The 24907-nt window shown below is 59.0% G+C and carries 21 protein-coding genes; 10 read left to right on the top strand and 11 right to left on the bottom strand.

Annotation, left to right across the window (positions count from 1 at the left end; genetic code table 11):
- The first annotated feature begins 158 nt into the window (after nucleotides 1-158).
- The 4 genes from FRT59_RS26080 (at nucleotide 159) to codA (ending at nucleotide 4532) form a co-directional block, all read left to right on the top strand.
- Entirely contained in the window at nucleotides 159-1238 is a 1080-nt protein-coding gene (locus FRT59_RS26080; protein WP_153872763.1) for a patatin-like phospholipase domain-containing protein, read from the top strand.
- Nucleotides 1239-1335: 97 nt separating this feature from the next.
- The gene (gene queD / locus FRT59_RS26075) at nucleotides 1336-1692 is read left to right on the top strand and encodes a 6-carboxytetrahydropterin synthase QueD (RefSeq protein ID WP_003190259.1); all 357 of its coding nucleotides are present in this window, start codon (nucleotides 1336-1338) and stop codon (nucleotides 1690-1692) included.
- 285 nt (nucleotides 1693-1977) lie between these two features.
- Nucleotides 1978-3246: a cytosine permease gene (codB, locus tag FRT59_RS26070; protein ID WP_034119008.1), complete on the top strand. Its 1269-nt coding sequence runs from the start codon at nucleotides 1978-1980 to the stop codon at nucleotides 3244-3246.
- 50 nt (nucleotides 3247-3296) lie between these two features.
- Nucleotides 3297-4532 (top strand): cytosine deaminase, encoded by a 1236-nt coding sequence (gene codA, locus FRT59_RS26065; RefSeq protein WP_153872762.1) that lies wholly within the window; start codon nucleotides 3297-3299, stop codon nucleotides 4530-4532.
- A gap of 9 nt (nucleotides 4533-4541) precedes the next feature.
- On the opposite strand, the gene FRT59_RS26060 is transcribed toward codA, so the two are convergent.
- Genes FRT59_RS26060 through tssI form a run of 4 tightly spaced genes read right to left on the bottom strand, consistent with a single transcriptional unit; the run spans nucleotide 4542 to nucleotide 10329 of the window.
- Nucleotides 4542-6692 (bottom strand): lipase family protein, encoded by a 2151-nt coding sequence (locus tag FRT59_RS26060; protein WP_153872761.1) that lies wholly within the window; start codon nucleotides 6690-6692, stop codon nucleotides 4542-4544.
- A 13-nt stretch (nucleotides 6693-6705) separates the two neighbouring features.
- Nucleotides 6706-7473, bottom strand: coding sequence for a hypothetical protein (locus tag FRT59_RS27340; RefSeq protein ID WP_411828995.1), 768 nt, complete (start codon nucleotides 7471-7473; stop codon nucleotides 6706-6708).
- Between the two features lie 4 nt (nucleotides 7474-7477).
- Entirely contained in the window at nucleotides 7478-8314 is an 837-nt protein-coding gene (locus FRT59_RS26055) for a DUF4123 domain-containing protein (protein WP_153872760.1), read from the bottom strand.
- A complete protein-coding gene (tssI, locus tag FRT59_RS26050; protein WP_153872759.1) occupies nucleotides 8314-10329 on the bottom strand; it encodes a type VI secretion system tip protein TssI/VgrG in 2016 nt (671 codons plus the stop codon). The genes FRT59_RS26055 and tssI overlap by 1 nt, the downstream gene beginning before the upstream one ends.
- 668 nt (nucleotides 10330-10997) lie before the next feature.
- Here tssI and FRT59_RS26045 point away from each other — a divergent pair.
- Entirely contained in the window at nucleotides 10998-12149 is a 1152-nt protein-coding gene (locus FRT59_RS26045) for an MFS transporter (RefSeq protein WP_034119003.1), read from the top strand.
- A 24-nt stretch (nucleotides 12150-12173) separates the two neighbouring features.
- On the opposite strand, the gene FRT59_RS26040 is transcribed toward FRT59_RS26045, so the two are convergent.
- The 3 genes from FRT59_RS26040 to FRT59_RS26030 all read right to left on the bottom strand — a co-directional run bounded on the left by FRT59_RS26040 (nucleotide 12174) and on the right by FRT59_RS26030 (nucleotide 14208).
- Nucleotides 12174-12722 (bottom strand): hypothetical protein, encoded by a 549-nt coding sequence (locus FRT59_RS26040; protein WP_034119002.1) that lies wholly within the window; start codon nucleotides 12720-12722, stop codon nucleotides 12174-12176.
- Nucleotides 12723-13256: 534 nt separating this feature from the next.
- Nucleotides 13257-13421 (bottom strand): type III secretion effector protein, encoded by a 165-nt coding sequence (locus tag FRT59_RS27335; RefSeq protein WP_080752957.1) that lies wholly within the window; start codon nucleotides 13419-13421, stop codon nucleotides 13257-13259.
- Nucleotides 13422-13710: 289 nt separating this feature from the next.
- Nucleotides 13711-14208, bottom strand: a complete 498-nt coding sequence (locus FRT59_RS26030) for a hypothetical protein (protein ID WP_153872758.1) — start codon at nucleotides 14206-14208, stop codon at nucleotides 13711-13713.
- 29 nt (nucleotides 14209-14237) lie between these two features.
- Here FRT59_RS26030 and FRT59_RS27410 point away from each other — a divergent pair, with 29 nt between their 5' ends.
- Nucleotides 14238-14519, top strand: coding sequence for a hypothetical protein (locus tag FRT59_RS27410; protein WP_153872757.1), 282 nt, complete (start codon nucleotides 14238-14240; stop codon nucleotides 14517-14519).
- A gap of 534 nt (nucleotides 14520-15053) precedes the next feature.
- Here the strand turns inward: FRT59_RS27410 and FRT59_RS26020 are convergent.
- From FRT59_RS26020 to FRT59_RS26005, 4 genes are all read right to left on the bottom strand, one after another.
- The gene (locus FRT59_RS26020; RefSeq protein ID WP_198809876.1) at nucleotides 15054-17459 is read right to left on the bottom strand and encodes a TonB-dependent siderophore receptor; all 2406 of its coding nucleotides are present in this window, start codon (nucleotides 17457-17459) and stop codon (nucleotides 15054-15056) included.
- Between the two features lie 97 nt (nucleotides 17460-17556).
- On the bottom strand, nucleotides 17557-18507 hold the full coding sequence (locus tag FRT59_RS26015) for a FecR family protein (protein ID WP_153872756.1): 951 nt from the start codon (nucleotides 18505-18507) through the stop codon (nucleotides 17557-17559).
- 26 nt (nucleotides 18508-18533) lie between these two features.
- Nucleotides 18534-19034 carry a sigma-70 family RNA polymerase sigma factor gene (locus FRT59_RS26010; protein WP_034118997.1) on the bottom strand — a complete coding sequence of 167 codons (501 nt, stop codon included), beginning with the start codon at nucleotides 19032-19034 and terminating at the stop codon, nucleotides 18534-18536.
- Nucleotides 19035-19131: 97 nt separating this feature from the next.
- A complete protein-coding gene (locus FRT59_RS26005) occupies nucleotides 19132-19506 on the bottom strand; it encodes a c-type cytochrome (protein ID WP_325168007.1) in 375 nt (124 codons plus the stop codon).
- 541 nt (nucleotides 19507-20047) lie between these two features.
- Between FRT59_RS26005 and FRT59_RS26000 the strand changes: the two genes are divergently transcribed.
- The 4 genes from FRT59_RS26000 (at nucleotide 20048) to FRT59_RS25985 (ending at nucleotide 24887) form a co-directional block, all read left to right on the top strand.
- Entirely contained in the window at nucleotides 20048-21301 is a 1254-nt protein-coding gene (locus tag FRT59_RS26000; protein ID WP_153872754.1) for a hypothetical protein, read from the top strand.
- A 70-nt stretch (nucleotides 21302-21371) separates the two neighbouring features.
- Nucleotides 21372-22172 carry a glucose 1-dehydrogenase gene (locus tag FRT59_RS25995; RefSeq protein WP_153872753.1) on the top strand — a complete coding sequence of 267 codons (801 nt, stop codon included), beginning with the start codon at nucleotides 21372-21374 and terminating at the stop codon, nucleotides 22170-22172.
- Complete coding sequence (locus tag FRT59_RS25990) at nucleotides 22165-23991, top strand: glycoside hydrolase family 15 protein (protein WP_153872752.1); 1827 nt, start codon at nucleotides 22165-22167, stop codon at nucleotides 23989-23991. The genes FRT59_RS25995 and FRT59_RS25990 overlap by 8 nt, the downstream gene beginning before the upstream one ends.
- The gene (locus FRT59_RS25985; protein WP_153872751.1) at nucleotides 23979-24887 is read left to right on the top strand and encodes an alpha/beta fold hydrolase; all 909 of its coding nucleotides are present in this window, start codon (nucleotides 23979-23981) and stop codon (nucleotides 24885-24887) included. The genes FRT59_RS25990 and FRT59_RS25985 overlap by 13 nt, the downstream gene beginning before the upstream one ends.
- Nucleotides 24888-24907 lie beyond the last annotated feature (20 nt).

The raw sequence follows: 24907 nt of genomic DNA, 5'->3' as shown, positions 1-24907 counted from the left end.
GACAAGTCTCCGTTACACGATGTTTTCCTACGCCGGTCACGGTACCTGCTGCAACTTAACTGAAACTGAATTGCCACCATGGCAATTTCATACAAGCCGTTTTCCCCACTGCCCGCGAGATTTTCTATACTGCCCCGCTCGCTTCAACAGAGACCGATATGACAGCCATCCATATCAAGTTCCCGGCCTTGACCCTCAAGGCCGGCACACGCGCGTTCACCCGCATCCGCGAACAGGGCCTTGCGCCTGCCGACGTCGGTATCCTCCCAGGTGCGGCCGGCGGCCCCAAGGCCCTGGGGATCCAAGGGTTGGACCTGGCGCTGTTCGGCGACTGGCTGCCCCGCGCGCCGCGTGAGCGTGCGCTGATCGGCGCGTCCATCGGTTCCTGGCGGTTTGCCAGCGCCTGCCTGCCCGACCCGGTGCAAGGCTTGCTGGACCTGGGCCGACTGTACAACGAACAACGCTTTGCCAAGGGCGTGACCATGGCCGAAGTCAGCCAGAGCTGCCAACGCATGCTCGATGATCTGCTGGCCGGCCGCGATGCGCGGGTGCTGGACAACCCCGACTATCGCCTGAACATCATGGTGGTCAAGAGCCATGGCCTGCTCGCCGATGACCACCGTGGGCGGCTGGGCCTGGGCCTGTCGTCGGTAATCGCCGATAACCTGCGGGGCCGCGCGCGGCTGTCGCGGCATTTCGAACGGCTGATCATCCACGACCCACGCCAGGCGCCACCGTTACATCCGCTGAAGGATTTCCCGTCGCGCTTCCTTCACTTGGAGTTGGGCAACCTGCGCCAGGCGCTGCTGGCGTCCGGCTCTATCCCGATGGTCATGCAAGGCGTGCGCGACCTGCCCGGGGCTGGTGCCGGTACCTACCGCGACGGCGGCCTTCTGGACTACCACCTCGACCTGCCCTATCACGGCGATGACATTGTGCTGTACCCACACTTTACCGACCGAGTCATCCCCGGCTGGTTTGACAAGGGCCTACCGTGGCGACGCAGCAACCCGCAAGGTTTGCAGGATGTGCTACTGCTGGCGCCGTCCAGGGACTACCTGGCCCGCCTGCCCCACGGCAAACTGCCGGACCGCACCGACTTCAAGCGCTTCATGGGCGACGACCCGAGCCGCAACAAGTATTGGCAAACCGCCATGAGCGAGAGCCAGCGACTCGGGGATGAGTTTTTGGCATTGGCGGATAACAGCGGGTTGGGTGAGCGCTTGCAGGCCCTTTGACTGCATCCGTGCCTACAGACGAGGGGCGGTATGCGCAGTGGCGGGTCAAGCTGTTAAACTCGCCGCCTGCCAGATACCTGACCGAGCTGAAAATACTGTGGAAATCTTCAAAGAGTTTACCTTCGAGTCCGCCCACCGCCTGCCTCACGTGCCGGAAGGCCACAAGTGCGGGCGCCTGCATGGGCATTCGTTCAAAGTGGCCATCCACCTGAGCGGCGACCTGGATCCCCATACCGGCTGGATTCGCGACTTCTCGGAGATCAAGGCGATTTTCAAGCCGCTCTACGAACGCCTCGACCACAACTACCTCAATGACATCCCCGGCCTGGAAAACCCTACCAGCGAAGTGCTGGCCAAGTGGATCTGGAATGAATTGAAACCGCTGCTGCCGGAGCTCAGTGCGATCCGCATTCATGAGACCTGCACGAGTGGCTGCATCTATCGCGGCGAGTAAGCGATCACGTGTTGAAAAACCACCTGCGGGTGGTTTTTTTGTGGCCGCTACGATTCGAGCTTGGCCCTGGCGTTGAAGATCGCCAAGGGCTTCGAACGGCCATCAAGGCGATTTTCCAGGCGTCGGTGAGCTGAGCCAGTTTGGCTCACGGGTGCACTGCTTTTGCGCTGTTTTGCGCAGGGGTAACGGTGTAAAGGGCTTGCTTGCGCCAGTTGATGCCTACCTCCCCTGTGTTGGCACGCACGATGCAAACGAGCTGCGTCACTACCCAGGGAGCACCCCCCCATGACGCAGCAAGAACCCGGCAACGATTACCCCCTCAGCGAAGTCCCCTTGCATGCACGCAAGGGCCTGGCGTCTACGGCCATGGTGCTACTGGGTTTCACTTTTTTCACCGCAACCATGTTTGCCGGCGGCAAGCTGGGGGTGGCGTTCAGCTTCATCGACATGCTCGGTGTCGTGGCCCTGGGTAACCTGTTGTTGGGTATCTACGCCGCAGGCCTGGGTTACATCGCCTTCAAGAGCGGCTTGAACTCAGTGTTGATGGGGCGTTTCTGCTTTGGCGAAGTCGGCAGCAAGCTCAGTGACCTGATCCTCGGCTTCACGCAGATCGGCTGGTATGCCTGGGGCACTGCCACGGCGGCCGTGGTGTTGGGCAAGTATTTCGAATTGAGCCAGGGCAGTGTGCTGGGGTTGATGGTGGTGTTTGGCTTGCTGTTCTGCGCCACGGCCTACGTGGGGTATCGCGGGTTGGAGATCCTGTCCTACATCGCAGTGCCGGCCATGGGCATTTTGCTGATTCTTTCGATGTGGGTCGCTACCGTGAAAGTCGGCGGGCTGGATGGCCTGCTGGCGGTGGTGCCAACCGGTGAGCTGGACTTATCCACGGCAATTACCCTGGTGTTCGGCACCTTTGTCAGCGGTGCGACCCAGGCCACCAACTGGACGCGGTTTTCGCGCTCGGCCAAGGTCGCGGTGCTGGCCAGCCTGATCGGCTTTTTTATCGGCAATGGGCTGATGGTGCTGATTGGGGCCTATGGCGCCATCGTCTATCAGCAACCGGATGTGGTGGAGGTCTTGCTGCTGCAGGGTTTCGCCATGGCGGCGATGGCCATGTTGCTGCTCAATATCTGGAGTACCCAGGACAACACCATCTACAACTTCGCCGTCGCCGGCTGCAACCTGCTGCGCACCCGGCGCCGCAAGACCGTGACCCTGGCCGGTGCGGTGATCGGCACCCTGCTCGCCTTGCTCGGCATGTACGACCTGCTGGTGCCTTACCTGATCCTGCTGGGCACGGTCATCCCGCCGATTGGCGGGGTGATCATGGCGGACTTCTTCTATCGCTATCGCGGCCAATACCCACGCCTGGCGGATGCTAGCCTGCCAGCGTTCAACTGGCCGGGCCTGGTAGCGTATGGGGTGGGCACCGTGCTGGCATTCAACTCGCCGTGGGTCGCGCCATTGGTGGGAATTGTTGCCGCGTCGCTGACCTACGTGCTACTCAGCGCCATACTACGCGCCATGACCGCCTGGACATCGGTATCGCCCTGAGGATCTGGCGGCTGTCTGCCTGATTGTTTTTAGCCAAGAGGAACTTGACCATGCACATCATCAATGCCCGCCTGCGCAACCGTGAAGGCCTGCATGATCTGCACCTGGAACACGGCCGGATCGCCAGCATTACTGCGCAAACCGCGGTGCCGACGCTAACAAACGGCGACCTGGACGCCGCCGGTAACCTGGTAATACCGCCTTTCGTCGAACCCCACATCCACCTCGACGCCACCCTCACCGCCGGCGAACCGCGCTGGAACATGAGCGGTACGTTGTTTGAAGGCATCGAATGCTGGGGTGAACGCAAGGCCACCATTACCCTGGAGGACACCAAAGCCCGCGCCAAAAAAACCATCCAGGCGCTTGCCGCCCATGGCATCCAGCATGTGCGCACCCATGTCGACGTCACCGACCCGGACCTCACTGCGCTCAAGGCCCTGTTGGAAGTGCGTGAAGAAAGCACGCACCTGATCGACCTGCAAATCGTCGCCTTCCCCCAGGAGGGCATCGAGTCGTTCCGCAATGGGCGTGAACTGATGGAAGAAGCCATTCGCTTGGGCGCCGACGTGATCGGCGGCATCCCCCACTTCGAATACACCCGCGACCAGGGCGTGAGTTCGGTGAAGTTCCTCATGGACCTCGCCGAACGCACAGGTTGCCTGGTGGACGTGCATTGCGACGAAACCGACGACCCTCATTCACGCTTTCTTGAAGTGCTCGCCGAAGAAGCCCGCAGCCGCGACATGGGCGCCCGTGTGACCGCCAGCCATACCACCGCCATGGGCTCCTACGACAACGCCTACTGCGCCAAACTGTTTCGCCTGCTGGGGCACTCCGGCATCAGCTTTGTTTCTTGCCCCACTGAAAGCATTCACTTGCAAGGCCGTTTCGACAGTTTCCCGAAACGCCGCGGCGTTACCCGCGTCAACGAACTGCTCGAAGCAGGCATGAACGTGTGCTTCGGCCAGGACTCCATCGTGGATCCCTGGTACCCCCTGGGTAACGGCAACATCCTGCGAGTGCTGGAAGCCGGCCTGCACATCTGCCATATGCTCGGCTACCGCAACCTGCAAAGCGCCCTGGACCTGGTTACCGACAACAGCGCCAAGGCCATGGCCCTGGGTGACCGCTATGGGCTGGAAGCGGGTCGCCCCGCCAACCTGCTGATCCTGTCGGCCGACAGTGACTATGAAGTCATACGTAGCCAGGGCTTGCCGCTGTACTCGATCCGCAACGGCAAGGTGCTGATGAAACGGCAGCCGGCACAGGTGGAGTTTGTTTAACCCGGTTAGCTAGACGATGGAGTCAACGTCCAGCATTTGCACCCTTCCCTGATCATTGTGGGAGGGCGGCGGGATGCTGGCGAATTGAGCAACCTCGCAGTTTTCACGGTGGCTGAACCAGCGTTTGAGGCTCGATTGCAGGTGCGCAGACTGTGCATGACTGCCGTAGACGTCGCGCGCTTCAAGGCGACGCCAGCGCAGGGTTGCCAGGCGCTCGCGGCTGGTGTGCAAACGGTCGATCTCGGCATTCAAGGCATCAATAGGTTCGTAGCTACGGTCATTGGCTGGGCGCTGGCGGGCAAATTCACGCCGCTTGGCCCTCAGTTTCTCGCGCATGTCTTCGAGAGCCCGGTCGAGCAACTCAAACTCCCTTGGAGTAACCAAAGGGCCCTGGCTATCCAGGGTTTGCTGCCAGCGTCGCAGTGTGGCCCAGGCTGCGGGGATATAGCTGGTGGTCATGAAATGTTGGCCGGCCTGAAAAAGCTGCCTCAACAAATTGTCACGGTCGGGCATATCGCCCTGCAGTTGCAATGTGCGATTGCAGCCCGCTTCCTGGATGGACTCGCAGCCGGGTTTCCATAGCACCGAAGAATGCGTGCCGTCCGGGAGCGTGATCGGCATGAAGTGATGTTGCTCACCGTGATGTTGATAGGGGTTGCCGCCCACGCGTACCAACCCGGCGGCGAACAGCAGGCCACCAGATGCGGGGGCGCTGAACAAGGTGATCGCCCCGGGGATCCAGAGTTTGGCGGTGGTGTTCATCCAGGGGGCCGGGACGCTGGGAACGGGGTCGTTGTGGTTGACGATACGGTGGTGGACCAGGGATGAGGCACCGGCGGTGAATTCAGTGTCGGCGGCGCGGGGGGCGCCGTAGGTGTAGAGGAGAATGTTGTAGTGCGCGTCTGGGGTTCGACGCAGTCCCTCGGCCAAAAGCAACGCAATGGCGCCGCCGAGGCTGTGGCCACAAATCACAATGCGCTGGCCGATGTGAAACCGATCAAGGTATTGCAAGACGAAATTACGCATAGCCCGGTAGGCCTGGTGAAAACCATCGTGCGCCTTACCAACGCCGTCTACAAAAGCCACTTGATGGGCGTCTGCATCACGTAATACGTCAGCACGGCTGACGGTTCCACGCACAGAGATCAGGATTACTTCATCGTGGTGGATGATGAAAGCCTGGGTATCAGTACCGAATTTTTCGTCATCGAAAAAGTGCAAGCGTGCGGGATGTTCCTGCTCTTCGTTTAGTTCCGGGCGATTTTGGGGGTACAACTCAGGGTCAAAAGGCAGGATTTCGAAACGCTGGGAGTAAGGGACCTCTTCATAGAGCGGATAAAAACGCTGCGTTTGCTCCGGATCAATTTGCCAGGCTTCGTGATACACCGACAGCTGTTCAGCGAACAAATTTCCAACACTTGGATCCAACGGAAACAGGACTTCATCTAAGGGTTTCTCTGAGGGAACTTGCCCAAAGTCGCAATAACTCAACGCAGAAAATAGTGCCAACTGGTACAGGTTCAGGGCACAGAAGCTGTCTTCGGTCGATAGCACTGGGCGCAAGGCTCGCAACGGCCGTACTTCCAGAACGGAATGTTGGTTAGGGAACAATACGACGCCTGACAATGAGGGCTGAGGTGGACCGAAGCCAAGATCAGCCATCATTTTCAATACATGACGCTTGGGGCGATGAACTGACGAAGCCAGTGGTGGCAAGTGAGCGCTATGGCGTACTAAATCGCTCACTTCAACTTGGTAGAATCTATCTGTTTGATGGTGTGCAGAACTCCGCTCAGCACGTATACCGTCATTGCCAGAGTAAAACGTTCGTTCGGCGCGAACTTGCAGCTCAGTAATAGGTAACTTGTACGTTTTGCGAGTACTAAGCAGGTAATACGGCTCCTCAATTCCGTTGTACAAATCATCCAACGTCAAAACGACAGGGCCACAGTAAAAATCTTGCAGACTGGCGAACCCCTCACCATTCAATTTACCGACGTACCGTCGCCCTGTACTGTCATGGACCGTGAATGGAAGCCCACCATAAGCCTTTCCACTGCCCGTCTCATCGACCAAACGAAAACTTGCCCAGTGCCCTTGCAATGCGCAAGCAGGCATTTGTTCACCAAAATAAGCTTGCTTCCATGCGTCCAGCTTCATGACTTCGTCCTCGTTATTGGCATGTCGGATAGATGTCACATATGCGCCCGTCCGGCATTTTTATGGGTTTAAATTCCGTGGTGTTACCTGTGCAATACCCAAACAGGTCCTCAAAACTCTTCCCCCTGCAACGTCTCCATCCACCCGGAACAGCTATCCATCTGTCACCAAACGCAGGCAACTCATCCTCACTGACAGTCAGCGCCAACCTCAGCTTTTTTCCCGATAATTGCGAACGTTGCGCAACGCCCCCCACCCGTGATTCCCGTACCGTCCCAATTGAATCCAGTGAACTACATATCAGGAGTTTCCTGATTGCATGCAAGGGTCCCACCGTTCGAAAATGCCACTTACATTCCCCAAGTACTTTCTGTACACCCGACTCAGGCATCCCTGACATCCCGTCCTCCACACGATCGCGAACGGAAATACTCGCAAAGCTCCCACCCACATCCGTATCCCGCGTTCCCCACTTCGCGTAAAAATCAAACTCCACACTACGCAGGACTAACGGACACCCTTCTACCGTTTCAGTCAGCGGCAACTCATAACTCACCCTGCTCGCTACAGGTTTGTAGTCCGTAAAAAAGACTTTCCGTTCTGGCCTCTCGCCTCGACGTCTCGGCAACACACACGTCTCACCCGTCGCGGGTCGATAATTAGCCGCCGTTTTAAGTTCGAACTGCTCCGGCAAATCCACCTCCAACGTAAAACTTTCCACCGCCCTCCCCGTACATGCCGAAAGCCCCATTACCCCAACGATCAGCAAGACCACTCCCATCCACCTACTCACTTTTGCCTTCCTCCCTGCGCCACTGCTCCACCACTCGTTCAAAATGCTGCCCTGGTGCCTCCCCGATCCTCGGTTGCCAACGAACAACACTGCTGCGGGTGGCTTCTTCCAACCGGCGCACCACCAAAAACTCCAACTGCTCCGGCCCGCGCCATTGCCAGGTGCGCGCCTGTTCCAGTACCTGGGCGAGCCAGACCTTCGGGTCTTGGAATTCGACCAATGCCGCCAGGTCTTCACTGTGCTCCGCCAGCAGGTAGCGCAGGATATTGGCGTGCAGGATGGCTTGGGCCTGGGGGTTGGGTGTGCCGAGCCAAGGCGCGGGGTCAGGTACCGGGTAGTCGCCGGGGGCGGGGTTTTGGTGGTGGCACCAGCGGCCTTCATGCCAATAACACACACCGATCAACGGCCCGAGATAGCTCGGCCAATGCTCTTTCGGTAGGTAAGCCAAGGCACGGGCCAGGGTGCGGTTGTCGTGAATGCGATAAAGCGCCTGTTGCCCCTTTGGTCCTACCAGCAGCCTCTCGCGCCAATGTCGTGTCACATCGCTCAAGTCGGCAGCAGGCAAGCTACCCAGCCAACCCCAGTTCGACTCAGGGTTTTGCAGCAAGCCGACCAACGCGGGCTCACTCATCTTCTCCAGCAGCAGGATGGCCGGGCCTGAACTCGCCAACTGCGCCGCATCGGTCTCGCTGTAGAGGTTGCAATATTGCGTCTGGTCGCGCCCTGCCAGCAGCGGTTGGCGAGCCTCGTTGCTCCCTTCAAGCATCAGGCACAGTGGGTACCCACTCTGCTGCTGTTGGGCCATCCATCGAATGGGCAAGCTGTCCATCAAGCCGCCCTCCCCGTGAGATCGCACAGGCCGTCACGGCAGCATTCGCACAGGGGGCAGAAGTCCGCGCCCAATTGCCTGGCCAAGTCCATGATGACGCCTTGTGCAGCAGAGACTTGCGGGCGGGCAACCGCCGTGGGACTAACCGAACGTGTTGGGGTTGGCGAGCCGCCCTGTGTGATGGGCCGGCTGCTGAAAATGCCCCCGGCGTGAATCACCAAATGCTCTCCACCGGCTTTCAGACTCAGTTGCGACCCCGCATCGATAACCAGGCTGGCACCCGCCTTGAGATGAACCTGCTGGCCGGCTTCGATCACCAGGGTCTGGCCAACCTGGGTCAGGCTATCGCCCTGCACGTCGAGGTGGTCATGCGCCTTGAGCGTGACCTTGCGATCACCAGCGACGTGGCGATGCTCTTCGCTTTCCAGGCGAGCCGTGCTCAACCCCCGGATGATTTCGTGCCGCTCTCCGGCCACCTCCAGCCGGCTGTCATGGCCCACCTGTTGCTCCATGTCGCGCTGGGCGCGCAGGTAGATAAGTTCTTCACCGCGCCTGTCTTCTAGGTGCAACTCGTTGGCGCCCAGACCCTGTGGAGAACTGCGGCTACGCAGTACGCTGCGCGTCTTGTGTTGCGGCAAGGGATAGGCAGGCAGGTGCAACGCATTGGGCAGGCAGCCGTTGACGTGGGGTTGGTCCGGGTCGCCCTCCAGGAAGCTCACCAGCACTTCCATGCCTACCCGTGGAATGAGCATGGCACCAAACCCATCACCCGCCCACCCGGAAGCCACTCGCAGCCAACAACTGCTCGTATCATCGTTTTTGTCCAGGCGATCCCAATGAAAGCGCACCTTCACCCGACCATAGGCATCGCAATGCACGTCCTCTCCCGCAGGCCCGGTTACCGTTGCGGTCTGGCTGCCACTGATCGTCGGCTTGGGGTGCTTGAGCGCTGGCCGATGCACTGCGCGCCAGGGTGTCGCGGTGAAGCGGTTGCGATACCCCTGGAATCCACTGGCCTCAAATGTCGACTCCTCCAATACCTGAGGCTGGTAGCCCTCATGACGCACCGACGTCAGCAGCCATAAGTCATTGCAGACTGGATCCGGGTGATCGCACAACTCAAGAAAATGGCCACTGCATAATGCCGGTTGATCACTTTTGCCCAAGACCCGATGGCGATCACGCTGATGGCGCTCCAGGGCGCGTCGCGCCAATTGTGCTCCCCGTGCATGGCCGCTGAAGCCGCCGGGGTAACGATAGTCTTCCAAAGGATCCACCCCCCCAGTACCCGCCTTGTCTTGCAGGCAAAACGAAGGATGCTCAAAGTCATAGTCACGGCGTACGGCTCGCCGACTACGCATTTGCAGGCGCCGGTCGAAACGCTGGACAACCCGGGTCTCGAGCGCCGGATCAGCCGATGAACAGTAATGCTGCACCGGCAACCGTCGAAACACCGTCTGGTCATCACCGAACACCAACAGATGATTGTCCACGCGGTGACGAAAGTGGTAGTGAATGCCCTCTTCTTCACACAGCCGCTGGATGAAGTGCAGGTCGGATTCCCTGTACTGCACGCAAAATCCTCGTGGCGGATACACCACCGGCCCGAGCTCGAAGGTATAGGCGTCGGCGAGGATCCCGTGGTGTTCAAGGACCGTCGCAATGATCTGCGGCACGCTGCGCTGCTGGAAAACCCGTTGATCCCGGCGATGGGCAAGGCATGCCAGGCGCGGGGCCAGGGTCAGGTGGTAACGGGTGAGCCGCGCACCTGGACCATCTCGACCGATGGCGTAGACCTGCCCATGCAGGCCCTGACCCGCTTCGCCAAAGTCCAGGTAGGCGGGTTGATGAAGCAACGCCTCCAGGTCAAGGGCAGGGTCTTCGCTAACTAACTGCACATGTATGAAGTAGGGTTGATCAAGGGCCTCGCTGCCTTTGAACCCTAGTACTTGAAAACCTGTATTTATCCTTGTAAGGACCAATTTGAAACGTGACGAAGCAAACGCGTTAACCATCCTTTGTTACCCGCCATCAATTTTTCGACTGAACTACTTCCCCCCGCCAAAACCCATTGGATTGCGAAAAAAAGCACCTGAACATGCTCAAGCTTAGCGATTTCAGGAGCATTTCAAATCTTCAAAACTAAAAAAGAAGTTTCGTACGACGAGGATGGAATTGTCTTTTACATAAAAGTAATGCAGCCAATAACCTATCTAATAACAAAAAGAAAATTCTGACTCAAACTTGCACTTACATGACTAGGTTTTAAGGAAATAGCTGACACCTGTTCATCCACCGCCGGCTCGACATAAGTGACCACGGGCGATACCGCATCAGGTTTGTCGTGATACCTCGTCCGTTCAGATACCTACTTACTGGCACAGCATCATTTTACAGAACAGTCGATCTGCAGGAGGTGGCCTGGAAGGTGATAACCCACCGCAAGAACCTGGGGTTCAGCCATGCTCACGGGGATTAAGCACCTTCCAGACCACCTCCTACACGTTCGATAATTCCTGGGTGGTTACCAAGGCCCCAAGCGTTCCACGTTTGTAAAAAATAATGTTCGAAGTCCGTGCTTTTAATCTTGAACGCAACGGGAACCCGGCTCGCTCGAGAGGGCCTGATGTGCAAGGATGTCAGGCCGGACATCGTTCGTTGAACGCAAAACCAAGGATTTTTCATGACTGCCATTCCCACTCCAGCGCCCGTGGTTCCCGGGCGATTGGAACAAATGTCGACCCGTATCGCCTTTTTTATCGCCGGTTTTGGTATCGCCGCCTGGGCGCCCTTGGTGCCCTATGCCAAAGCGCGCGCGAACCTGAATGAAGGCACGCTTGGCCTGCTGCTGTTATGCCTGGGGGTGGGGTCGATCATCGCGATGCCGGCGGCGGGCGCACTGGCATCGCGCTATGGCTGCCGACGCGTGCTTACCGCAGGGACACTTATGATCTGCCTGGCCCTGCCGATGCTGGCCACCGTCAGCTCGATCCCGTTGCTGATCGCTGGACTGTTCCTGTTTGGCGCGGGCCTGGGCACTGTGGACTCCACCGTCAACCTGCAAGCCGTGATCGTTGAGCGCGCTAGTGGCAAAACCATGATGTCGGGTTTCCATGGGTTGTTCAGCCTGGGGGGCATTGTCGGCGCGGCAGGAGTGGCCGGGTTGCTGGGCCTGGGCCTGTCGCCATTGCAGGCAACCCTGGTGGTCGTGGTTATCATGGTGGCGGCACTGCTCAAGGCCGCACCGCACCTGTTGCCGTATGGCAGTGAAAGCTCAGGCCCGGCATTTGCGGTGCCTCATGGTGTGGTGCTGTTTATCGGCTGCCTGTGTTTCATTGTGTTCCTGGCTGAAGGCGCGGTACTGGATTGGAGTGCTGTGTTTCTGAGCGCCGAGCGCGGCTTGGATGAAGCTTATGCAGGCCTTGGGTATGCGGCATTTGCCTTGACCATGACGGCTGGACGCCTGACCGGTGATGCGATTGTCCGACGTTTGGGCACCACACGAGTGATCGTGATCGGTGGCACATTGGCCTGTGCTGGTCTGCTGCTCGCGACGCTATTACCGGCCTGGGAAACGGCGCTGCTCGGGTACGCATTGGTCGGCGCCGGATGTTCGAATATCGTGCCGGTGCTGTACACCGCCGTGGGCAAGCAGAAGGTCATGCCCGAACACATTGCTGTGCCGGCTATCACCACGCTGGGCTATGCCGGCATTCTTGCCGGCCCGGCCATGATCGGCTTTATCGCCCATGGCAGCAGCCTGAGTACAGCGTTTGTATTGGTCGCACTATTGCTGGCCGGTGTGGCAATCAGTGGCAAGATCCTCAAGGTGTAAACCACGCGGTGCACAAGGCCGGTGTTACCTGGCTTTGTGTAGCTTGTATCGCTCCAGCCAGCGCTCCAGGCTTGTATTGCTGAGCCACTCCGTAGATTTGAGCCGGCCAAACAGGCGCATGCTATTTATATGTACCAACGAGCGTAACAAGCCCGGACGCTCAATGATGTTTTTGGCCGTGTAGACGCAGTGCTCGCTGTATTGCTTTCTGGGTAGGCCGGTGGAAGGCTCGAGTATGGGCAGGCCCTGGGAATCAACCTCATCAGGGTCATTCATCACCGCTTTGAGGAGGGCGATTTCCACGTACTCGAATTCTTCAAAAAAGCTCCTGCGATCTTTGGTCGCGTCCCGCAGATGCTTGAAATAGCCTTGAAGAGCCCGAACGACCGCGGCATTGTCCAGACCATGGAAAGGGTCTTGACTGAAGGTGTCGGAAGAACTGTTACCTCGCAAAGTCGTCGCAGCAATCCTGAGACTGTCGCGGGTAATGTACCCTTCGCAATCCATGATTGCGTCATTCAAGGACGGCCGTTTTAGAATCTCCCTGACGACCAGGATCAGGCGATCTCGCACATTACTCTCCACTCAGTCTTTGCGCAGCGACCTGTAGAAGGGAAGACTGCGACCCACGCCCCTCTTTGAAATAAGCGTGCAGCTCGCCAAAGCCTTTTTCCAACTCGGCCACTAGTTGGCTATCGGTTGAGTGCGAGCCTGGTGGAATCGCATTCGCGCGAATGTCCGGCGCATTTTGCAATTGATGGGAACGCAGCGCGGACAAGGCGCTTGATAGCACCGCTGGCCGGCGCGGCAGTGCATCCCATGTGCCCACTCCATGAGCGAAATGATCAATCGGTGGTGGCGAAGTCGGTTGCACCTCTTGCCCACTCACGGGAGGTAGCAGGCTGCGAGGTATTGCGCTATTGATTGTCATGCTTCACTTCCCACTATTCAGGATCCGGACTTGCCTGGCGAGCGCTGCCAAAAAGCTGCAACTGTCGAATGAATTCCAGCCAGACGAGCACCTCATGTGTGGCTGGAAGATCACGACAGTTCCGGAAGATCAGCTAATAGCCATGACAACATGTAAAAACGTTGTCGAGGGCTGAGTTAACCCTGCATTTGCCGACGCCACCAGGCCGTCAGGCTATTGATCAGGCCGGTGTGTTTTGGCTCGGCGTTTTCACTCGGCGACTGCTTGGCCGAGAGCAATCCCCGGGAAAAGTCATCGGAAACGGGGGCCTGGAATTTGCGCTGGCCGGCGAAGGCCTTCATGCGCCGGGTCTCAACCTCATACGCCCTCGACGGGAGGGGCAGGCCTCGTGATGCTGCGCGCTCCTCAGAGACCGCGAAATTGGCTCGCTGAGTACTGCATAGGTGTTCAAGGCGGCCGGGTTTGGGGGAATTAAACGAGGTTGAAGTCATATGTTTTCCCTCACTCGAAATCTCAAGAGCGGCACGTTAATCACCACCGCTGGTACCACCTATGTGGCAAATGAGCGTAAGCCGTTCCTCAAACAATTGAGTAAGGCGCCGCCCACTTGTTACGACGCCCGAAGATCAGTCAATGGGAAGCCGAATACAGTGCTTTGAGGCTGACTTTTCCGCCAGAAGTGACACACGCGATGAATTCAGGGCGATTAAGAAATTCCTGGGCCAACTGTCTAAGGTGATCCTTGGCAGCATCGCCCGTCAGAGGTTGGCTAGCCAGCTTTCGCATATCTTTGACTGTCAGGCTGAACCCCCAGCCTTTCAACTCTTTGTAATGCTCAATCATCTCACCGGCAAGCTCCTTGTCAGTTTTGTACTTGAAGTAGTTTTGCCCATGGAGAACCGAGTTCACGCCATTCCAATCAACAAGATTGCCCGATGCACCAGTGGCGCTGTTCCGGATAAGGGTTGCGATCAATTCCGGATCCCGCAGCAGCGCATTGGCCAAGCGAATGTTTTCGCGCATGGCGGGATTAGATGACCAACCTCTTTGTGCCATCGCAAGAATACTGTCAACACTGATATACCCTGGGTTATTGGGATCCAGGAAAGCTGGGTAGCTATCACGCAACTGCTGTACCAGCTCTTCACGACTCTTGAGTGAATACTGCGGATCAGGCCTGCCTGGCGCCACCGGGTAAGGCCTACCTGCAGTGGGGTCTGGTCGTGGTGGTGGATTACTCCAGCCAGGATTCGGCCTTGGTGGTGGGTTACTGCAACCGGGGTTCGGTCTTGGCGGTGGGTTACTCCACCCAGGATTTGGCCTTGCCGGTGGGTTACTGCAACCGGGGTTCGGTCTTGGCGGTGGGTTACTCCACCCAGGATTCGGCCTTGCCGGCGGATTGCCGCAACCAGGGTGCGTGGGTGGCCGATGCCCAGTAAACCAATGGCTGCTCCACTGCTTGAAGTGATCCAGAAAGCTCTGCTTCGCAGGAGCGTTATAGTGACGAGCAAGGGCGTCGGTACTGCCTGCTGGTGACTGATCAGAACCAAACATCGGTCCGCCCTTGTTTGCCTGCGATTGGAAATTGACGTTGGCCGCATTCTGCCCCTTGAAAGAAGGCGCGGCAGGCGCCTCGCGACTGACCTTAGACTCCGTTTTGGCATCGGCCTGTGGGAGGCCAGAAGTTGATGAAGTAGGTAGGGGTGTATCCGACATCGATACCGACATAAGTTTCTCCATTACAGTGGGCGCAATTTTCGGCTTGTCGCTCCAACGTAACGTCGAAGCCCATCAGCTCTTCCCTATGTGGTTTTGTGTCGGAACCAGTTCCTGATCCAGCAACAATATGTGCTGTGCAGCTGTAGGAAACAGATTGGCAGGCGGTGGTCTTCCAGCAGTAAATGGGTGGCACGCCCTGCCCAAGCAAAAAAAATCGCAGCCCTTGGGCTGCGATTTTTCCTATCAGCTAAAGATCAGAATCCGACGCTTGCTTGTACAAAGAACGTACGCGGCTCACCCAGGTATATCCCGGAGTTGTTGTCGCTGGAGCGCGTGTAGTGCAGCTGATCAAACACGTTTTTCACCCCCACACCCAGTTTCAGGTTCGACAGTTGCGCGCCAAAGTCATAACCACTGCGCACATTGACTGAGACATACCCTGGGATATCACCGTATTGACCGTCAGCGGTGCCCTGGGTGATGTAGGTGGTGCCGGTACCTGGCGCACGCTGGCCGGACTGGGCGTAGACGTCCAGGTTGTGGGTCCAGTGGTTGACGTCGTAGCGCAGACCCAGGGTCGCCACTTCACGGGAGTACAGTGGCAAATCGCGGCCCTTGAATGGCACGTCACCTTCAGAGGTGGCCTTGGTGTAGGTGAAGCCGGCGTTGGCGGTCAGGCCATCGAGGCGCGGGTCGAGGTTGGACAGGTCGTAGTGAGCCGACGCTTCGATACCAGCGTGCTTGGTGGCGCCGAGGTTGGTCCAGCCCACGTCGTTGCTGACATATTGCAGCTCATCCGAGAAGTCGATGTAGAACAGCGTCACTTCGCCGCCCCAGACGCTGTCGTTGTAGCGCGTACCGATCTCGTAGGTCTTGGCTTTTTCCGGGTTCAGGCCGTTGGCGGTCTGGTTGCCGGTGCCGCCCTGCCCCAGCTGGAAGTACTGCAGGCTGCCGAACGAGGTTTCGTAGTTGGCGAACAGTTTCCATTCGTCAGACACGTGATACATCACGCTCAGGGCCGGCAACGGTTCGTTGTTGTGGACCTCGCGGCGTTTCTCCTCGGTACGCTTGCCGTTCAGGGCCACGACCGGGCGGTCATGCCATTCGGTGCGGATGTCTTCAAAGCGGATGCCCGGGGTAATGGTCCACCTGCCGATATCGATTTTGTTATCGATGTAGAACGCATTGGCTTCGGTGCCACCAGTGCGGTCCTGATACACATGGCCATCGCTCTGCCCGCCCGGCGTCGGCACGTTGTTGGCCAGGTTGAGACTGGTGGCTTGCTCGTGCATGCCTTCCTTGAGGTAGCGATAGCCAACACTGACTTCCTGGGTACTCGGGCCCACGTCGAACACATGGGACACTCGCGGCTCGATGCCGAAGGTGTAGTAGGTGCGCGGGTAGGAGCTGATGGTCTTGAGGTCGCGGTTGGCGATGTTGCTGCCACGGAAACTGTCGGAGTAATAAGTCAGCACTTCGGCCTGGGTACGGTCGTCGATCTGGCGGATGTACTTGAAGGACACGTCCTTGCGGCGGCCGCTGAAGTTGTCCCAGTCGCGCACCGACTGGTAGGGGTTGGCGTCGAACTGCTGCTGGGTCAGGCCGCCGGGCATGTCGGCGCTGGCATCGTAGTAGTGGAAGTTCAGCGAAAAGTCATCTTGATCGGTCGGCGCCCAGTGGGTTTTGAAGATCACGTCGTCGATGTCGTTGGAATTGTTGCTGTTGCGGTAGCCGTTGCCATTGACCCCGGAGTACAGCAGCGCGGCGCCGATGCCGTTGTCGGCAGTGCCGCCGATAAAGGCGTTCTCAACGTGCTTCCAGCCACCATGGGCGGAGGTTTGCAGGGTGGTGCCGACCTCACCGGAGAATTTCTCCGGAATCGCGCGGGTCACGAAGTTGATCACCCCACCCACGTTCTGTGGCCCATAACGCACGGAACCTGCACCGCGAACAACGTCAATACTTTCCAGGTTACCGGCGGAAATCGGCGCCATCGACAGTTGCGGTTGGCCGTACGGGGCGAACGCTGCCGGTACGCCGTCAATCAGCACGGTGGAGCGCGGCGACAGGCGTGAGGTCAGGCCGCGTACACCGACGTTGAGGGAAATATCGCTGCCACCGGTACCGTTGGATTCCTGTACCTGCACACCCGGAATACGTCGCAGCACATCGCCGACATTCATCGCGCCTTGCTCCACCATGGCTTCGCGGCGCACCACCGTGCGCGCGCCCGGGTGGTTTTGCACCACGGCTGCATCGGCATCGGCAAGCCAGTCGCCTACTACCTTGATGTCGGTGACGCCCAGCTCCAGCGGCGAGCCAGCCTCGCCGGTGCCGTTGCTAACCGGGCGTAAGGTCACGGAGCCGGCGTCGATCCGGTAATCCAGGCCGCTGCCTTGCAGCAATTGGCGCAGGGCTTGTTCGGGCGAGAGGTTGCCATCCACCGCCGGGGCTTGCTTGCCAGCGACCATGTCGGGGCTGAAGAACACTTGCAGCGAGGTCTGCTGGCCCAGTTGGCTCAAGGCTGCGCCCAGGGATTGGGCGCGGATATGAATGCCATCGCCAGCATACGCGGCTGGCAGCGCGGTACTGACTGCCAGGGCCAGGGCCAGGGGCGCCCAGCGAGAAACTTTATAGTTGTAGAGGGCGAGTTTTTTCACGTCGAACCTAGTCCTGTGATGGCAAGAGTGCGCGGCTGTTAACGCAAACCAGTTGCAGTTGCAGGAGAAGACGAAGAACTCGAAAAAAACCTGAATGTCAGCGTGAAATAATTTCCTGGCTGCCGTCCGGCAAGGTACGCAAGGCGACGGGAAGGATGTGTGGCAAGGCCTTGAGCAAGGCGTCGGTATCGTTGGACTTGAATACGCTGGTCAGGCGCAGGTTGCCCACCGCTGTGGTACTGACGCGCAGCGGTTGCTCGCGGTAGCGCGACACTTCCCGCGCCACGTCGCCAAGTGTGGCGTTGTTGAACACCAGTTTGCCGGTGCGCCATGCGGTCAGTTCTTCAGCGTTCACCGCGTAGGCCGCCGCCACTTGGCCTTGGGTATCGACATGGGTGCCACGGCCGGCGGTCAGCGTCACCGTCTGATCCAACAGGCGCCCCTGTACCTTGACCGTGCCGGCCTCAACGGCCACGCGGGTCTGGTCGGCATCCCGACGCACATCGAAGCGCGTGCCGGTAACCGTCACCTGCCCTGCCCCCGCGGCCACCACAAACGGACGACTGGCGTCATGCTCGACACTGAACATCGCCTCGCCCTGCTTGAGTTCCACGCCACGCCGACCTTTTTCATAGTGAACCGCAACCACGCTACGGCTGTTGAGGTCCATCACCGAACCGTCGGGCAAGGCCACCTGGCGATGCTCGCCCAACCGGGTACTGAACTCGGCACTGTACGACTTTGGCTGGCCCAACCCGCTGAATAAACCCACGCCCACTGCAACGGCGACCACACTGGCGGCAACGGCATAGCGCAACACCGCACGGCGCTTGGAATGCTCGGCCGGCGCCTCGCACAGGGCCTGCAAGCGAGCCTTGGGCAGCAGATCCGTGGCGCTCCACAGCCCTTGCAACACATCGAATTCATATTGGTGCTCGGGCTGCTCAGCACGCCAGGCATCGAAACATTGACGCTCTTCGGCGCTCAACTGGCCGTCCTGCAGGCGCACAAACCACTGCGCGGCCTCATCACGGACACGGGTATCCATCGTGGAAGATCCTGTTTCAAAGCGGGTCATGGCGCCATCGCATCCAGACGATCACGCAGATGCCGCAGGGTGCGGATCATATACTTTTCCACCATGTTTTTAGACAGGCCCAGGCGTTCGGCGATTTCCAGCTGGGTGAGTCCCTCGATTTTCTGCCAGATGAAAATCTTGCGGCAGTTGAGCGGCAACTCGGCCAACGCCCGCTCGATGGAGTCGGCCAACTGGATCGCGTGCATGTAATGCTCCGGGTCGCCGCTATGGGGCGCACTGTGATCAACCGCTTGCAGCGTCAGCGCCTCGCGGCGGTCTTCGCGGCGATGGGCATCCACTGCGATATTGCGCGCCGTTTGATGCAAGTAGGCGCGCGGTTGCGCAACCTCGCTGGTACTCGACTCCAGCACTCGCACAAAGGTGTCATGGGCCAGGTCTTCGGCCTGCTGACGGTTTCTCAGGCGGCGCGTCCAGGTTCCGATCAACTCTTCGTAGTGCTCGAAAAAGCCTGTTCTGCGGGGCGGCTGGGGAATCATCGCGGATGCACTGGGAAGGCGGGGCGTGAATAGTAATGCTTCCTATTAAGCAGGGCAATTGCTGCCTGTCGCTGCACCCTATCCCCTATCAAGAGCGTTATTTTTTTGAAATGACATCACTCATGTACTGATGCAGGTCTCGTAAATCCTTAACGCTCCACGCGTGCGGCGCTATCTTTACACCGTTCTCCTGCAACGTCTTTGGAATCAGATTTCCATTTGGGCGAAGTATGATTGACGACACGATAACGCCTGGATAATCACTGAGTCGTTTCTTGAAAACGATGGTTGTAAGGTCAGGCGTTGGAGGATTGCTTTTTTTAGCCAATGGCCCTGTCGCTTTGATATCGAGCCCATGACACACAGCGCACCTTTGTAAGTAGAGCGTCTTGCCATTGATGTTTTCCGCAAAGGCCCCTGATGCTTGAGCCAGTGATAAAACTGCGGATAGGCCGATGAGTACGATATTCACGCGTCCGGTGCCTGTCGGCATATACATTCCCTCGCCCCTTGTATTCCCTTTATTTTCAGCATAATACGATAACACTCCCCTTGCGGCCGAGCGCTACGTCTATGCACACGCCTTTTATCGACACCCGCTGCCACCATGCTTTACGCCTTGCCTGCAACGTCAGCACTTACCCGCATAAGTTCTGTTTGAGCGAGCCAAATCGAATACTCATCACCTCCCTGACCGATCAATGCCCAGGCGTGCAGACATTGGTCGAACGGCTGTACCCAATGCAGGCGATGCTAGCGCAGAAGCTCCCACTCACTGGCACGACCACACTGTGGAAATCCCGCGAGGTGTGGCTGCAGCAAACCCAGATACAAACCACCCTCGACACGGCACCTCTACCCGACGGAACCCTCACCGATGTTGCGCGACTGTACGACCTGCAACTGCTTGAACCGTGCTGTCGACAATGCCATGCGACCCCCAGGGTGCCCCATCCTCACAAGACACTGTCGGCCTGGCGTGCCACTGCGTCTGGCTTTCAGAACTATTGGCCTTGGTCATCCTGGGCATCGCCAGGGCAACCGTTGACGAGACTGGCAATTGCACCATCACGCCGTCATCGGACGCCATGCGCGCGCACCTTCGCAGGGTATGGTTTGGTTCAGCCCTGGAACAGGCATCTCTTGCGTCCGCCTCGCTGGCCATCCAAAGCCTTGCCATCGTGGCTGCCGACCCGGCTCGACGAAACCAACTGCAAAATGCCAGGGTATCGGCACTGACTCTATTTCCCCAGCATTGGCGGCTGCCGCCAGACTATGGTCCCGTGGCCGGCCTATTATTCGATCAACTTGAACCCTTGCTGCTGATGATCATTCACGCGGTCCATGCAACACAGCATCCTGGAACCCCACCCTTCGATCATCGCCACGCCGCGCAAAAGGGCATTACGCAGGTCTACGAACATGTCCATCGAATTCAAACGCAACTCCCCGTGGTTGACCGGCTTTTCGATTTCTCTGGAGGCGGGCTGGTACTGGGAACGCGCAATTTGGCGAGTGGCGCCATCGAGACAGCCGAAAAACTCGCAGAAATAAAGCTGGGCACCAATTGGCACGGCAAGGCCACATCAGATGCTCAGAAGGCCTACCTGGTGAACCGGCTCAAACGCTGCGCTCATATTGAAGTGCTCGATTTCGAACTGCTGCAACACCACACAAAAGACAATGCCGTTGAAGTGGATGTCGATTTCTTCATCAGGGATCACGTGCACAGCCAGATTTATGGCGTACAGCTCAAACACCTCAAAAAGCGCTCCCATAGCGGCTTACTGGGATGGCTCAGCCTGCTCAGAGAGCCCTCAAGCGGATTGGGTAACCTGGTTCGGCAGTTGGAGAACCTGGTGCTGCTTGCCCGTGATGATGAGAAATCGCGGGCATGCCTGATCAGCAACGGGCTCACACCTGCCGAATGCGACCGCATCATCCCCGTCGGTCTACACAATGTCGGCAGCATGGATATGTGGTCACTGCAGAACGGCATCCTGCTGTATGACATGCACACGTTCGTAAACCTGATGGCAGGTAGGGCCGCGGTAGAAATCGGCATGCTCGACGGGCAAATCATTAACCGGCCGGCTGCTGCGCGCGAAGGGCCGCCTCCCAGTCCGCATGATCCGGATTCGGCCATTGATGCCTACATAGCCGATCCGCTGTTTCAACACCTGTCCCGGTTCGATACGGCCGCCAGGGTCAGGCGACAAGCCTGCAACGGCGCGCTCACCGTTGTCGCCCACGGCCTGGGCCTGTGAGCTGCCGGTGAACTTCCACTGCCCGCCGCCAGTCAGCTGAAAGGACTCTCATAAACACAGTGGGTGGGCGATGCAGATTTCCTTGCAGCAACAAGTGGCCCTGGTCACCGGCGCCAGTTCCGGCATTGGTGCGGGCGCGGCCAAAGCCCTGGCCGAAGCGGGCGCGGCGGTGGTGCTCAACTACAACTCCCAGGCGGCACCGGCCGAGGCCCTCGCCGCGCAGATCAATGCCAACGGCGGCCGGGCACTTGCCATCGGTGGCGACGTATCCAAAGAGGCTGACGTCGAACGCCTGTTCGCCCAGACGCTCGACGCCTTCGGCCACTTGGATATCCTGGTGGCCAACTCCGGCCTGCAAAAAGACGCCAACCTGGTCGACATGACCCTTGATGACTGGAACAGCGTAATCGGCGTCAACCTCACCGGGCAATTTCTCTGTGCGCGTGCGGCGGTGCGTATTTTCAATCGCCAGGGCATTCGGGACGGCGTATCCCGCGCCGCCGGCAAAATCATCCATATGAGCTCCGTGCATCAAATCATCCCTTGGGCCGGGCATGTGAACTACGCCGCATCCAAGGGAGGCGTGGAGATGCTGATGCGCACCCTGGCCCAGGAAGTCAGCGAGCAACGAATTCGCATCAACGGCATTGCGCCGGGGGCCATTCGTACGGCGATCAACCGTGCGGCCACTGAAGGCGCGGCGGAAAAAGAGCTGCTCAAATTGATTCCTTATGGCCGCGTCGGGGATGTGGAAGACGTGGCCAATGCGGTGGTGTGGCTGGCCAGCGACGCGTCTGATTATGTGGTCGGCAGTACGCTGTTTATTGACGGTGGCATGAGCCTGTATCCGGAGTTTCGTGGCAATGGTTGACTTGAAGAAAGAACCCCAAAGCGCCATCGATGCCCACGGCATCATCGGCGACATGCGCAGTGCGGCACTCGTAAACGACCGGGGCAGCATCGACTTTTTCTGCTGGCCGGAATTCGACAGCCCGTCGATCTTCTGCGCACTGCTCGACACGCCCGAGGCTGGCACGTTCCAGCTCACCCCGGACTTGCCCAATGCCCGCCGCGAGCAGATTTACCTGCCCGACACCAACGTGCTGCAAACCCGCTGGCTCAGCGATGCAGCGGTAGTGGAGGTCACCGATCTGCTGGCCGTCAGCGAAGACGTCGACGAGCTGCCGCTGCTGATTCGCCGGGTGCGTGTGGTCAGTGGCCAGGCTACCCTGCACCTGCGCTGCGCCGTGCGCCACGACTATGCCCGCGCCAAGACTAAGGCCAGGTCTGACGACACCGGCGTGTTGTTCAACGCCGACGGCCAGCCCGGCCTGCGTCTGGTGGGCAGTCACCCGCTGACCCTCGAAGAGGATGCAGCCGTCGCCAGCTTCACCCTGGCCCAGGACGAAGGCGCCGAATTCGTGCTCGGCGGCCAGGATGATCCGCGAGTGATCAACGATTGCACGGACCTGTACCTGGAGCGCACCCTGAAGTTCTGGCGCGGCTGGATCTCTCAGTCCAATTACCGTGGGCGCTGGCGCGAAATGGTCAACCGCTCGGCCCTGGCGCTGAAGCTTTTAACCTCGCGCAAACACGGCGCAATCATCGCCGCTGCGACCTTCGGCCTGCCGGAAACCCCAGGTGGCGAGCGCAATTGGGATTACCGCTACACCTGGATCCGCGACGCCTCGTTCACCGTCTACGCATTCATGCGCCTGGGTTTTGTCGAAGAAGCCAATGCCTATATGCGCTGGCTCAAAGGCCGGGTCAGCGACTGCTGCGGCCAGCCGACCAAGATCAATATCCTCTACGGCATCGACGGTCGCCAGGAACTGCCGGAAACCACCCTCGACCATTTGAGTGGCCACGGCGGCGCCCAACCGGTACGCGTGGGCAATGAAGCGTTCGACCAGATCCAACTGGATATCTACGGCGAGCTGATGGACGCGGTGTACCTGGTCAACAAGTATGGCGAAGCCATCTCCCACGAAGGCTGGAAACATACGGTGGACGTCGCCGACCAAGTGTGTGAGATCTGGAACCGCAAGGATGTAGGCATCTGGGAAATGCGTGGTGAAGAGCACCACTTCCTACATTCGCGCCTGATGTGCTGGGTGGCCCTGGACCGTGCCATCCGACTGGCCTCCAAACGTTCACTGCCGGCCCCGTTCGCGCGTTGGGACCAGACGCGCCAGGCGATCTACGCCGACATCTGGAGCAATTTCTGGAACGAGGAGCGTGGGCACTTTGTGCAGCATATCGGCAGCACTGCGCTGGACGGTTCGATGCTGTTGATGCCACTGGTGCGCTTCGTCGCGGCGACCGACCCGCGCTGGCTGTCGACACTGGAAGCGATCCAGAAAAGCCTGGTGCGCGACGGCATGGTCTACCGCTACCGCAACGACGACAGTCAGATCGACGGCTTGCAAGGCACCGAAGGCGCGTTTGCTGCCTGCTCGTTCTGGTATGTCGAATGCCTGGCCCGCGCCGGGCAGGTGGAAAAAGCCCATCTGGAATTCGAACAATTGCTGCGTTACGCCAACCCGCTGGGGTTATACGCCGAAGAGTTCGACAGCCAGGCCCGGCACCTGGGCAATACGCCTCAGGCCTTGAGCCATTTGGCGTTGATCAGTGCAGCGACGTTCCTGGACCGCAAGCTCAGCGGGGAGAAGACCGTATGGCAACCCTGAGCCGCCCTGCCCCGCTGTTGTATGTGCGCACGCCCATGCTCGAGGTAGCCTACGAAACCCACGGCCCTGTCGAGGGTGAGCCCGTGATCCTGTTGCATGGCTTCCCCTACGACCCGCGCGGCTACGACGAGATCGCACCCGTGCTGGCCGAGCGTGGTTATCGGGTGTTCGTCCCGTATTTACGCGGTTATGGCCCGACGCGGTTTATCAACGCTCAGGTCATTCGTTCCGGCCAACAAGCAGCGCTGGCCAAGGATTTGCTGGATTTCATGGATGCCCTGGCGATCCCTCAGGCCACCCTCGCCGGGTTTGACTGGGGTGGGCGCGCCGCGTGTATTGTCGCGGCGCTGTGGCCGGAACGGGTACGCGGGTTAATGACCGGCGATGGCTACAACATTCAGGACATCGCCAAGTCGCTCAAGCCTAGAGCACCGGAAACTGAGCATCGATTGTGGTACCAGTACTACTTTCACACCCAGCGCGGGGTCGACGGTTTGACCGCCAACCGCCGCGACCTTTGCCAACTGCTGTGGTCGCTGTGGTCACCGTCCTGGGTCGAAGGGCCGAGCCTGTATGGCAAAACCGCGCCATCGTTCGATAACCCGGATTTTGTCGCGGTCGTGATCCACTCCTATCGCCATCGTTTCATGTATGCCCCCGGCGACCCGGCCCTGGAAACTATCGAGCAGGCACTGGCGCTGCAACCTCCGATCAGCGTGCCGAGCATTTCGCTGTGTGGCGCCGATGATGGAGTGGGCCCAGCCCCTGAAGAGGACGACGACGCAGAACATTTCAGCGGCTTTTATCGGCGCCGGATATTGAAAGGTGTGGGGCACAATATTCCCCAGGAAGCCCCCCAGGCCACCCTTGATGCGCTGCTGGAATTGCTGGCTTGATACCACCCGGTACTTTTATA

Origin of the sequence: Pseudomonas haemolytica, from assembly GCF_009659625.1 — a bacterium.
Taxonomy (GTDB): Bacteria; Pseudomonadota; Gammaproteobacteria; order Pseudomonadales; family Pseudomonadaceae; genus Aquipseudomonas; species Aquipseudomonas haemolytica.
Note: the sequence above shows the minus strand (reverse complement) of the source record. Positions and strands in the feature narration are given on the sequence as shown.